This is a genomic window from Sphingomonas sp. Leaf25 (assembly GCF_001421635.1).
In the GTDB taxonomy this organism is placed as follows: Bacteria; Pseudomonadota; Alphaproteobacteria; order Sphingomonadales; family Sphingomonadaceae; genus Sphingomonas.
On record NZ_LMKU01000003.1, the window covers coordinates 123,611 to 135,337 of the forward strand.

Genomic DNA, 11,727 nt, shown 5'->3' on the forward strand with positions numbered 1-11,727 from the left:
CCCCAACTGGTGGGCTCGATTTTTTGATGCGGCGATGCGACACGCAGCCGGAACGAAACCGCAGGCCGGACATTCCTTGCGCACAGCAAAAGTACCGCAATCAACGGAGACATCTATGCGCAAGATCATCAGCCTGGCCGTCGTGGCCGGCGCACTGGCCATCAGCGCCTGCAACACCGTCGAAGGCGTCGGTCGCGACGTGTCGTCGGCGGGCGATGCGGTTGCCGGCGCGGCGAAGGATTCGAAGTAATCCCCACTCCCGCCATGCGCGGGCGATGAGGGGCGGTTCGGCATGGCCGAGCCGCCCCTTTTTGCGTGCCTTGGCCGCACAAGCGCAAGATCGGTCGCGCATCGCGCCGGCGGGTGACGCATAGGCTGTTCCGGCATGGCGGAGGAGCGGCGGCGATGACGGACCCGGTCGAACGATATACCGCGCGGTTGCGCCGGGTGCTGGCGCATATCGACCGCCACCCGGATGCGCCGCTCGACCTCGACCGGCTGAGCGCGATCGCCGCCTTCTCCCCCTGTCACTTCCATCGCCAGTTCGGCGCGACCGTCGGCCTGTCGCTGCACCGCTATGTGCAATTGTCGCGGATGGAGCGGGCGGCGCACGCCCTCGCCTTCCGGGGCGACGTGCGCGTCACCGATGCCGCGATCGACGCCGGCTATGACTCGCCCGATGCGTTCGCCCGCGCGTTTCGCCGGCGTTTCGGCCAGAGCCCGTCGGGCTTCCGCGCCGCGCCCGACTGGCGTGGCTGGGCCGCCAGGCTACGTCCGTTCCACCAAGCCCGGAGCCAGATCATGACCATCGCCTTCACCCTCGACGACGTGACGATACGGACGGTCGACCCTGTTGCCGTCGCGATGATGCGCCATATCGGCGATCCAGCGACGATCGGCGACACGATCCGGCGCTTCATCGCGTGGCGGCAGGCCACCGGCACCACGCCGCCGGCCAGCGCGACCTACACCGTGTTTCACGACGATCCGCAGGTCACGCCGCCCGAGGCGTACCGGATGGATCTGTGCGCTGCGACCGGGCGGGCGATCGGCGCCGACGAGCCGGTGGTGGCGGGGACGATCCCCGGCGGGCGTTGCGCGGTGCTGCGGGTGGTTGGCGACACCCATGACCTCGAACCCGCCGCGCGGTTCCTCTATGGGACATGGTTGCCGCAGAGTGGCGAGCAGCTCCGCGATTTCCCGCTCTATTGCCAGCGGGTGCGGTTCTTCCCCGACGTGCCGGCGCAGGAAGCGATCGTCGACCTGTTCCTGCCGATTATCTAGGGCCGATCGACATTCATGTCCTTATCGTCACCCCGGACTCGTTCCGGGGTCCACCCAGCCGCGAACGCCGTCGATAGAAGCTCGAACCGCACCGTTTGCCGCTCCGTGGACCCCGGAACAGGTCCGGGGTGACCAGAATAGTGGCTCCGTACACCCGGAACGACACTGGATAGCTGAATGTCGATCCAGCCTAGGCGGTTTCTTCCCCGGTGCTGGTCGGATCGCGCCGCACGCGGCGCTTCTCGGTGAACCAGATCGCGATCAGCGCCAGTTCGTAGAGCAGGATCAGCGGCACCGCCAACAGGAACTGCGAGCCGATGTCGGGCGGCGTGGCGACGGCGGCGATCGCGAACGCGCCGACGATCGCATAGCGCCGCGCGCCGACCAGTTGCGCGCGGGTGACGATCCCCGCCAGTTCGAGCAGCATCAGCAGGACCGGCAGCAGGAAGGCGAGGCCGAACGCGAACAGGAACTGCATCACGAACGACAGATAATTTTCGACCGAGGGCAACGCTTCCTGTTCGACGCCGCCCAGATCGCCCTGATAGCCGAGCAGGAAATGCAGCGCGACCGGAATGGTGACGTAATAGGCCAGCGCCGCGCCGGCGATGAACAGCACCGGCGTGGCGAGCAGGAACGGGAACAGCGCGCGCTTCTCGTTACGGTACAGGCCGGGGGCGACGAACTGCCAGAGCTGGTTCGCGATTACCGGGAACGCCAGCATCATCGCAGCGAAGAACGCCACCTTGATCTGGACGAAGAACGCCTCGAAAATCTGGGTGAAGATCACGCGCTTCTGTCCCGCCGCCAGCAATGGCTGGACGAGGAACGAGAGAATCTGTTCGGAGAAATAGAAGCACAGCGCGAAACAGACCGCGATCGCGGCGGCGGAATAGAGCAGGCGGCGGCGCAGTTCGATCAGATGATCGAGGAGCGGGGCCTGGCTGTCGTCGATCTCGCTCATGACGCGGCCTTGGTATCGGCGGCGGGGCCGGTGTCGTCGGTGCTCTCGCGCACCTGCGGGTGTTCGACGCTGACGTCGGGCTTGTCGAGCAGCACCGGAGCGGGCGTCAGGTCGGGCGGCGGCGGAGACGCCGCGTCGACCGGGTGGAACGCCGGTTCGACATGCGGCGGCGCGTCGGCATCGGCGGGATGCTCGCGCATGATCCGGGCGTTTTCCTCCGCCCATTTCTTTTCCATCTCGGCCAGTTCCGCCTCACGGACCATGGTGTCGAAGCCCGAGCGGAACTGCCGCGCGACGCCGCGCGCCTTGCCGACCCAATGGCCGACGATGCGCATCGCCTTGGGCAAATCCTTGGGGCCGATGACGACGAGCGCGACAAGCGCGACGACCATCAATTCGGTAGGGGCAATATCGAACATCGGTGCTCGGGGTCGGGCGCGCGTCCAGCGGGACGCGCGCCTGGCATCAACAGGTGCGGATCAACGATCGCCGTGCGGGCGATCGGCGTCGCGCGGCGGTTCGGCGCGCAGCGGCTCGCGCGGCGCGGGATCGCGGTCGTACCCGGTGTCGAGCGGACGCTGCTGCAGCCGGTCGTTCGGGCGCGCCGGCGGCACGTCGTCATCCTCGGCCATGCCCTTCTTGAAGCTTTTCAGCCCCTTGGCCACATCACCCATCATGTCGGAAAACCGTCCCTTGCCAAACAGCAACAGGACGATGACGCCGACGATCAGCCAGTGCCAAATGCTAAGACCACCCATCGACCAGACTCCAAGCGAAACACGTTACGACGTGCATCTAGTCGCTATCGCTCCCGCTTTCCAGCGCGCTTGCAAGCGCATCGGCGATTGGCTCCAACAGGCCGGCGGCGCGCAGATCGTCGATCCCCGGCAGATCGCGGCGGCTGGCGAGGCCGAAATGGGTGAGAAAGCCGGGGGTGGTGGCATAGAGCAGCGGGCGGCCGGGCACCTCGCGCCGTCCCGCCGGACGGACCCAACCGGTGGCGAGCAAGACGTCGATCGTGCCCTTCGCGATCTGAACCCCGCGAATCGATTCGATGTCGGCGCGGGTGACGGGTTCCTGATAGGCGATGATCGCCAGCGTCTCGATCGCGGCGCGCGACAGGCGGCGGGGTTCGTCGCGGTCGCGGCGCAACAGATGGGCGAGATCGGGCGCGGTCTGGAAATGCCAATGGTCGCCGCGCCGGACGAGTTCGAAGCCCCGGCCGTCGCACGCCGCCTCGATCGCGTGGAGGGCGGCGCGGATGTCGCCGTCGCCGACATGGGTTTCGATCATCGCCGCGGTCAGCGGCACGTCGCTCGCGAACAGCACCGCCTCGACCGCGCGGACCAGTGGATCGGTCATGGCAGCCGCCGGAGTTCGATCGGACCGAATGCGTGTTCCTGACGGAGCGCAATCCGCCCCTGTCGCGCCAGTTCGAGCGTGGCGAGGAAGGTGGAGGCGAGCGCCGAGCGACGATAGCGTTCGTCCAGATCCACCGGCAGGAACTCGGCGATCGCGGTCCAGTCGATCCGGGTGCCGAGCAGCTCGCCGACGCGGGCGAGCGCCACCTCCAGCGTCATCACCGGACGGGTCGCGACGACATGCAGTACCGGGCGCCGCCGCGCGCTGATCCGGCCATAGGCGGCGATGACGTCGTAGAGATCGGCGTGCCAGCGATTGTGGCGGGTAGTGCGCAGCCCCTCCGGGTTGCCGCGCGCGAACACGTCGCGCCCCATCCGGTCGCGCGCCATCAGCCGGGCGCCGCCCTCGCGCATCGCGTCCAGCCGTTCGAGGCGCAGTTGCAGGCGCAGCGCCAGTTCTTCGGGGTCGGGGTCCATCTCCGGTTCGCGAGGCAACAGCAGCGCCGATTTGAGATAGGCGAGCCATGCCGCCATCACGAGGAAGTCGGCGGCGAGTTCGAGCCGAAGTGCTGCCGCGCGGTCGATCCATGCGAGATATTGCGTGGTCAGTTGGCGAATCGAAAGCTGGCGCAGATCGACCTTCTGCGTGCGGGCGAGCGCCAGCAGCACGTCGAGCGGCCCTTCCCACCCGTCGAGCGCGATGGTCAGCGGCGGCGGATCGCCGTCCATCAGGTGAGCGCGAGCAGTTCGTCGCGCCGGGCGACGAGCGCGGCGAAGGGGGTGGCATCGGCCGGGCGGAGCGTCGCCATCGCCCGGTCGAGCCGGTCGCGCGAACCGGGCGCGATCGAGTCCAGTGCTGCGGCGATGGCGACCATCTCGTCCATGCGTGCCCAGCAGTCGAGCACCACGTCGCAGCCGGCGGCGATCGCGGCGGCGGCCTTTTGCGCCGGGGTGCCCGACAGCGCCTTCATGTCGATGTCGTCGGTCATCAACAGCCCGTCGAAGCCGATGCGGGTGCGGATGATGTGTTCGATGACGGTCGGCGACAGGGTGGCGGGGTTGCCCGCGTCCCATGCCTCGAACACGACATGCGCGGTCATGGCGAGCGGGGCGGACGCCAGCGTGCGGAACGGGGCTAGATCGGTTTCCAGCGCGTCGGCGGATGCGGCGACGCGCGGCAGTTCGAGGTGGCTGTCGACCCGTGCGCGGCCGTGCCCCGGCATATGCTTGACGATGCCGAGCACGCCTGCCGCCGCCAGCCCGTCGAGCGTGGCACGGCCTAGGGCGGCGACCTGCATCGCATCGCTGCCGAAGCTGCGGTCGCCGATCGCCGCCGTCATGTCGCCCTGCGCGACGTCGAGCAGCGGCAGCGCGTCGACGTTGACGCCGACCTCCGCCAGCATCGCGCCGATCGCCTGCGCATTGGCCTTTGCCGCCGCGATCGCCGAGGACGGCGCGCGGGCATAGAGCGCGGCGAAGGCGGCCGGCGGCGGAAAGGCGGGCCACTCGGGCGGACGCATCCGCGCGACCCGGCCGCCCTCCTGATCGATCAGGATCGGCAGGTCGCCGCGTCCCGACAGACTACGCAGCGAATCGGTCAGCGCGCGCATCTGCGCCCGATCGATGCAGTTGCGGCCGAACAGGATATAGCCGAGCGGATCGGCATCGCGGAAGAAGGCGGTTTCGTCCGGGGTCAGGACCGGACCGGACAGGCCGAAGATGACGGGCTTCATGGCCGTTGGTCTAGAGCGTGGCGTGGGTCGGGACAACCATGCCGCCATTGTCATTCCCGCGACGGCGGGAATCCATAGGCGCTGACGTTCCGGTGCAATCGCGGGCGTCAGCGTCTATGGGTCCCCGCCTGCGCGGGGACAACGAGGATGTGGTCGATTTACCGGGCGATGAAGCAGTTCTCGCCGGCCAGCTTCAGCTTGCCGCACAGGTCGGTCGCCTGGTTGGCGCTGCCGGCGTTGACGCGCAGGCGATAGACGGTGCGGCCCTTCACTTCGGCCGCCTGCACCGATTTGCCGAGCGGCGCGAGATAGCCGAAGCGGCGCGACAACTGGTTCCACGCGGCGTTGGCGGCCCCCTCGGCGGGGAAGGAGCCGAGCTGGACGACCGAGCCCCCTGCCCCGGCGGCGGCGGCAGCGGGTGCGGCGGTGGCCGGCGCGCGGGCTTCGAGCCGCTGCGTGGCGCTCGGCACCGCCGCCTCGACACGGGCGGTGCCATTGGTCGCCGCCTTGGGCTGGGCGACCGGGCGCGAATCGACCGGCGTTTCGGGCACGGCACCGAGATTGACCGAGGCGTTGCCGGTCGCTCCCTCGCTCGTCGCGATGGCGGTGTCGCTGTTGCCGGCGACCTGCATCCCGTCGGTGCCTTGCGGGCGGGTCTTGTACGGTTCGGCGGGCGCGGCGATCAGATCACCGGTGCCGCTGGCGGTCGGCGTCGTTTGATGGCGCAGCAGCGCGAAGGCGATCGCGGCCACGCTCAGCAGGCCGATCAGCACCAGCAACACCGTGCGCCAGATGGGTGCGGCGGGTTCCGGTTCGGGATCGGCGCTTTCCAGCCATGGCAGGCGATCCTGATCGGAATCGCCCCCCGGCGCGAACGTATCGGCCATTACTTCATCTCCTCGACCGCCTGAACGCCCATGATAGCCAGACCATTGTTAATAATCTGCCCGATCGCACGCGCAAGGAACAGCCGTGCCTGCGTCAGCGCCGGATCGTCGATCTGGAGATAGCGGCGCGACGGATCGTCGTTGCCGAGGTTCCACGCCGCGTGAAACTCCGCCACCAAGTCATACAGATAAAAGGCGATCCGGTGCGGCTCACGCGCCACCGCCGCGCTTTCGATCACGCGCGGGAATTGCGCCGCGCGCTTCACCAGCGCCAGTTCGACCGTATCGAGACGGGACAGGTCGGCCGCTGGATCGAACGCGATTCCCGCCTCGGCGGCGCGGCGCACCAGCGAATGGACGCGGGCATGGGCGTACTGCACGTAGAAGACCGGATTGTCCTTCGACGCCTCGACCACCTTGGCGAAGTCGAAATCCATCTGCGCATCGGCCTTGCGCGTCAGCATGGTGAAGCGGACGACGTCCTTGCCGACCTCGTTCACGACATCGGCGAGGGTCACGAAATTGCCGGCGCGCTTGGACATCTTCACCGGTTCGCCACCACGCAACAGGCGGACCATCTGCACCAGCTTCACATCGAAGCGGGTCTTGCCTTCGGTCAGCGCCTGCACCGCCGCGACGATCCGCTTGACGGTGCCGCCATGGTCCGCGCCCCAGATGTCGATGAGCTGGTCGGCGGTTTGCGCCTTCTGGAAATGATAGGCGAGGTCGGCGCCGAAATAGGTCCAGCTTCCGTTCGACTTCTTGATCGGGCGGTCCTGATCGTCGCCGAACTTCGTCGAGCGGAACAGCGGCAGTTCGACCGGCTCCCAGTCGTCGGGCACCTCGCCCTTCGGCGCTTCGAGGACACCGTCGTAGACGAGGTCGCGCGCGCGCAGCCACGCTTCCGCCGCCTCGGGCTTGCCCGCCGCCTGCAACTCGGCCTCGGAAGCGAAGATGTCGTGTTCGATGCCGAGCAGTTTCAGGTCGGCGCGGATCATCTCGAGCATCGCCGCGACGGTGCGGGTGCGGAACAGCACCAGCCATTCGCTCTCAGGAGCATCGACGTACCGGTCGCCGAATTCGGCGGCGAGCGCCTGCCCCACCGGTACGAGGTAATCGCCGGGATAGAGGCCTTCGGGGATCGTCACGGCTTCGCCCAGCGCCTCGCGGTAGCGCAGATGCGCCGAGCGGGCGAGCACGGCGACCTGCCCGCCGGCATCGTTGACATAATATTCGCGGATGACCTTCGCGCCGTTCCATTCGAGCAGCGACGCGAGCGCATCACCGACCACCGCGCCGCGGCAATGGCCCATGTGCATCGGTCCCGTAGGATTCGCCGAGACATATTCGATGTTTACGACCGATCCTTCACCAGCGGTCGAACGGCCATAGGCAGTGCCCGCCTCGGCGATCGCGCTGAGTTCGCCGCGCCACGTATCGTCGGTCAGCGTCAGGTTGATGAAGCCGGGGCCGGCGACCGATACGCTCGCCACTTCGGGCAGGCCGCGCAGTTCGGCGACGAGCAGTTCGGCCAGCGCGCGCGGGTTGGTCTTGGCGGGCTTGGCCAGCACCATCGCCGCGTTGGTCGACAGGTCGCCGTGCGTCGTGTCGCGCGGCGGCTCGACGGTGATCGCGCGTCGCTCGAGTCCCGCCGGCAGGTCGCCGCGCGCGACGATGCTGTCGAGCGCGCGGTCGAGATGGGCGAAGAAACGGGGATACAGCGTCATGGCGGTTCCGGTCGGTTGATGGGAAGCGCGCCGCTTAGCCGAAAGGGAGGCGGGTGGCAAAGCTTGGGCTATCAGAACCCTTCGGGCAGGTCGATCGGGCCGACGACCTCGCGGTAGCGGCGTACCGCGTAGCGATCGGTCATGCCGGCGATATAGTCGACGATGTGGCGGCTGCGCTCGGGCTCGCCCTCGGGCAATGTCGCGCGCCAGCCGTCGTGCATCGTCGCCGGATCGGCGTGATAGGCGGCGAACAGGCCGGCCACCACCTGCTGCGCGGTCGCCGCCGCCTCCAACTGGCGCGGGTGGTGATAGAGGTTGGCGTACATGAAGCGCTTGAGCGTGCGCTCCTGCTCGGCCATCTCGGGTGAGAAATGCGCGAGGCAGCGGCCCGCCGTGCGGACGTCGGCCACGGTTTCGACGCGGGCATCGGCAATGCGGGCGATGGTTTCGGCGATCAGGTCGTTGACCATCGCCCCGATCTGCGACCGGGTGAGTTCGCCGACCAGCCGCGCCACCGGTACCTCAGGGAAACGCTTGCGCACCGCATCCCAGCCGGCGGCGACGAACGGTACGGCGAGCAACTGGTCGAGCGTCAGCAGCCCGGCGCGCAGGCCATCGTCGATGTCGTGGTTGTCATAGGCGATGTCGTCGGCGATCGCCGCGATCTGTGCCTCGAGCGAGGGCCATTCGGTCAGGCGCAGGGCGTGCGCGGCATCGGCGGCGGCGAGTGCCCAGCCGGGCGACGCGATCGGGCCATTGTGCTTGGCCAACCCCTCCAGCATGTCCCATGTGAGGTTCAGGCCACGCCAGCACGGATAGGGGCTGTCGAGCCACGTTAGCGTGCGCAGCGTCTGGCCATTATGGTCGAAGCCGCCCTGCCCGGCCATCGCCGCTTCCAGCGCATCCTCGCCGGCATGGCCGAACGGGGGGTGGCCGATGTCGTGCGCGAGGCACAGCCCTTCGGTCAGATCCTCGTTCAGCCCGAGCGTGCGCGCGACGGCGCGGCCGATCTGCGCGACCTCGAGGCTGTGGGTCAGCCGGACGCGGAAATGGTCGCCGTCGGGGGCCATGAACACTTGGGTCTTGTGGCGCAGGCGGCGGAAGCTGATCGAATGGATGATCCGGTCGCGGTCGCGCTGAAACGCATCGCGCGGCCCGCGCGAGGCGTCGCCCGGTTCGGGGTGCAGCCGGCCGCCATGGGCGAGCGGATCGGCGGCATAGGCGGCGCGGCTCATGAGGTCGGGACCTTCACGACCTTCTGACCCGCCGGGCTGGTGAAGGCGAAGGCGGGCAGTCCGGCCTTGCCCAGTGTGTTGACGAATGCCTGCGCCTCGGCATCGGTCTTGAACGGGCCGGTCAGCAGGCGGTTGGTGAAGCGTAGCGGCGTGGTCCATGCCTGCCGGCCTTTCAGCGGCGGGGCCTTGGCGGAGAGCAGGCGCCATGCGGCGGGCAGGCCGGCGATGTTCGCCCCGCCCGCGATCTGGACCCAATGGCGTTCGGGATCGGCCTTCAGCAGTGCAGCGGCGCGTTTGGCCTCGGCGGCTTCCTCGGCCTTTTTGGCATCGGCGAGGCGTTTGGCGTCGGCTGCCTTTTTGACGTCGGCGGCTTTCTTGGCGTCGGCTGCCTTCTTCTCGGCGGCGACCTTGGCAGTGCGGGCTTCGGCGGCGCGGTCCGCCGCCTCGCGCGCGGCGGCGGCGTCACGGGCGGCCTTCGCGTCGGCGGCCTGGGCGGCGGCGTCGAGAATCGCCGGGGCCGGGGTTGGCGGGGCGACGCCCAGTTCGGCGGCGGGCACGTCGAGGTTGCGGATGATCCGGGCGAGGACGTCGTCGTTGGTCGGGGCGCGGGCGGCGACCGTCGCGGCGGCGCCGGACGCGGCGGGGACGGCGGTGTCGGCGCTGAAACCGGGAGCGGGCGGCGGGGCGGCGGCGGTCGTCGGTTCGGCGACAGGTGCTGCGGCGACCGGTTCGGGTGGCGGGGCGGTGGCGGCGGCGACCTTAGTCGGGGCGGCGACCGGTGCCGCTGCGGCGGCGAGGCGGTCGCGTTCGGCGAGCGCGGCGGCGGCGATGCGGCGTTCCTCGGCCTGACGCGCGGCGACGCGCTCCCCTTCGATCCGGGTGGCTTCGGCGAGGCGGGCCTGTTCGGCCTGCTGCGCGGCGAGTTGCTGCGCGTCGCGCAGCCGCTGCGCCTCGGCGGCCTGTGCCTGCGCGAGTGCGGTGCGCCGGGCGAGTTCGTCGGCCTGTGCTTTCGCGAGTTGCGCGGCACGGGCATCGGCGACGCGCTTCGCCTCGGCCAGTTGCGCCTGTCGGGCGACCTCCACCTGACGGCGCTGTTCGGCGCGGCGCTCGGCAAAGGTCGGTGCGCGGCGAGCGGACGTCGTCGCCGTGGGGGCCGATGCGGCGGCGACCGCGACCGGCGCGGCGCGGGGCACGGGAATGACCTGCGGCGCGAGGCGGGCGTCGGCGATCCGGTCGGGTGTCGGGGCGAGCCGGCCGAAATGGACCGCGAACGCACGGTCGGCGGCGGAAAGCTGGGGCAGGCGGCGGAAGAACGGCGCGAGGCTCGGCCCGAACCCCGGCAGCATCGACGCCGCGATCCGGTCGGCACCCGCCGCGTCGCCCGCCATCGCGAGGACACAGGCGCGCACCCGCCATGCCGCCCGGTCGTTGCGGCGCAGCAGCGGGTCGAGCAGCGCGGTGGCCCCCGCCACGTCGCCCTCGATCCCCATCGACAGCGCGAGGCGGCGGGTCACTTCGTCGTCCGCCCCCTGCGCCAGCGCGAGACGATAGTCGCGCTGGGCGTTGGACGCATAGCCCAGCAGGTCATAGGCCAGACCACGATCGGCGACATAGTCGGCCATCGGCAGCCCGGCGCGCTCGGCAGTGGCGAACAGCGCCAGCGCCTGCCCCGGCCGTTCCATATTGACCAGCGTCGCGGCGCGGGCCGCCGGAATGCGCGGATCGGTGGGCGATACCCGTTCGGCGCGGGCCAGCAACTGCATCGCCGCGTCGAAATCGCCGAGCTTGCCGCTCAGCCGCCCCGCCTCGACCAGTGCCGACAGGTCGTTGGGACTGCGCCCGAGCGTGCGCATCACGTCGGACAGACGATCGGCGTTGGGGGTGAGAGGTTGAATGAGCGGCCCCCCTTGCGCGACGGCGGGCAGCGGCGATGCGGCGGCGAGCAGGAACGCGGTGACGCGCAGCGGGGTAAATCGAGTCATGGGCGCAGTCGCTTAACCATGCGGCGGCCGAAGGGGGAATGTCGTTGCGCACACGCGGCGACGAAGCGAGCGGTGGCGGCGACGAACGGCTTGGGGCTGGGCCAAAGTTTACAAAGTTGACACTAGCGGCGGGTTTGCTGACCGGTGCTCCAGTGTCGATCGAGACGGACGATCGTTGCAAGTTCGGGACGAGTAGGAAAGTCCCGAGGCGACTTCGCCGTCGCAAAAGGCGCCGCATGTCGCGGCATCGTGTAGCCCGGCACGGGCGGGGTACGCACCGCTTTAGCGAATTCGCGCGACTTACGCGGTGGTATCGCGATGGCCAACGGCCGCATCCGATCGGCATTTCGCTCTGACCGGCGCACGATGCTGTGTTGGGGTTGAACGCACGATCCATTTCGTCACCCCGGACTCGTTCCGGGGTCTACGGTGCGGCAATCGGTGTAGCCCAGGGCCGATCGACATTCAGTCAGACGATGGCGGTTGGCGGTTCCCCTCCCTGACAAGGGAGGGGTTTGGGGGTGGGTGGGCCGGTTGTGGAGCGCTACCGTTTC

At 69.3% G+C, this 11,727-nt stretch carries 12 protein-coding genes; 2 read left to right on the forward strand and 10 right to left on the reverse strand.

The window, feature by feature from the left end; genetic code table 11:
• Positions 1-115 precede the first annotated feature (115 nt).
• Positions 116-250 carry an entericidin A/B family lipoprotein gene (locus ASE78_RS02145; RefSeq protein ID WP_055756772.1) on the forward strand — a complete coding sequence of 45 codons (135 nt, stop codon included), beginning with the start codon at positions 116-118 and terminating at the stop codon, positions 248-250.
• A gap of 155 nt (positions 251-405) precedes the next feature.
• Positions 406-1,284: an AraC family transcriptional regulator gene (locus ASE78_RS02150; RefSeq protein WP_056492585.1), complete on the forward strand. Its 879-nt coding sequence runs from the start codon at positions 406-408 to the stop codon at positions 1,282-1,284.
• A gap of 190 nt (positions 1,285-1,474) precedes the next feature.
• Here the strand turns inward: ASE78_RS02150 and tatC are convergent, their stop codons facing one another.
• From tatC to ASE78_RS02200, 10 genes are all read right to left on the reverse strand, one after another.
• Positions 1,475-2,248: a twin-arginine translocase subunit TatC gene (gene tatC, locus ASE78_RS02155; protein WP_055756777.1), complete on the reverse strand. Its 774-nt coding sequence runs from the start codon at positions 2,246-2,248 to the stop codon at positions 1,475-1,477.
• On the reverse strand, positions 2,245-2,667 hold the full coding sequence (tatB, locus tag ASE78_RS02160) for a Sec-independent protein translocase protein TatB (protein ID WP_082448381.1): 423 nt from the start codon (positions 2,665-2,667) through the stop codon (positions 2,245-2,247). Before tatB ends, tatC begins: the two co-directional genes overlap by 4 nt.
• A gap of 60 nt (positions 2,668-2,727) precedes the next feature.
• Complete coding sequence (locus ASE78_RS02165) at positions 2,728-3,006, reverse strand: twin-arginine translocase TatA/TatE family subunit (protein ID WP_055756778.1); 279 nt, start codon at positions 3,004-3,006, stop codon at positions 2,728-2,730.
• Positions 3,007-3,043: 37 nt separating this feature from the next.
• Positions 3,044-3,610 carry an SMC-Scp complex subunit ScpB gene (scpB, locus tag ASE78_RS02170; protein ID WP_056492587.1) on the reverse strand — a complete coding sequence of 189 codons (567 nt, stop codon included), beginning with the start codon at positions 3,608-3,610 and terminating at the stop codon, positions 3,044-3,046.
• Positions 3,607-4,338: a segregation and condensation protein A gene (locus ASE78_RS02175; protein ID WP_056492590.1), complete on the reverse strand. Its 732-nt coding sequence runs from the start codon at positions 4,336-4,338 to the stop codon at positions 3,607-3,609. The genes scpB and ASE78_RS02175 overlap by 4 nt, the downstream gene beginning before the upstream one ends.
• Positions 4,338-5,342, reverse strand: coding sequence for a beta-N-acetylhexosaminidase (gene nagZ / locus ASE78_RS02180; RefSeq protein WP_056492593.1), 1,005 nt, complete (start codon positions 5,340-5,342; stop codon positions 4,338-4,340). The genes ASE78_RS02175 and nagZ overlap by 1 nt, the downstream gene beginning before the upstream one ends.
• Before the next feature lie 158 nt (positions 5,343-5,500).
• Positions 5,501-6,229, reverse strand: coding sequence for an SPOR domain-containing protein (locus tag ASE78_RS02185; protein ID WP_056492596.1), 729 nt, complete (start codon positions 6,227-6,229; stop codon positions 5,501-5,503).
• A complete protein-coding gene (argS, locus tag ASE78_RS02190; protein ID WP_056492599.1) occupies positions 6,229-7,956 on the reverse strand; it encodes an arginine--tRNA ligase in 1,728 nt (575 codons plus the stop codon). The genes ASE78_RS02185 and argS overlap by 1 nt, the downstream gene beginning before the upstream one ends.
• Positions 7,957-8,027: 71 nt before the next feature.
• Positions 8,028-9,191, reverse strand: a complete 1,164-nt coding sequence (locus ASE78_RS02195) for a deoxyguanosinetriphosphate triphosphohydrolase (protein ID WP_056492602.1) — start codon at positions 9,189-9,191, stop codon at positions 8,028-8,030.
• Positions 9,188-11,173 carry an SPOR domain-containing protein gene (locus ASE78_RS02200; RefSeq protein WP_056492605.1) on the reverse strand — a complete coding sequence of 662 codons (1,986 nt, stop codon included), beginning with the start codon at positions 11,171-11,173 and terminating at the stop codon, positions 9,188-9,190. The genes ASE78_RS02195 and ASE78_RS02200 overlap by 4 nt, the downstream gene beginning before the upstream one ends.
• Positions 11,174-11,727 lie beyond the last annotated feature (554 nt).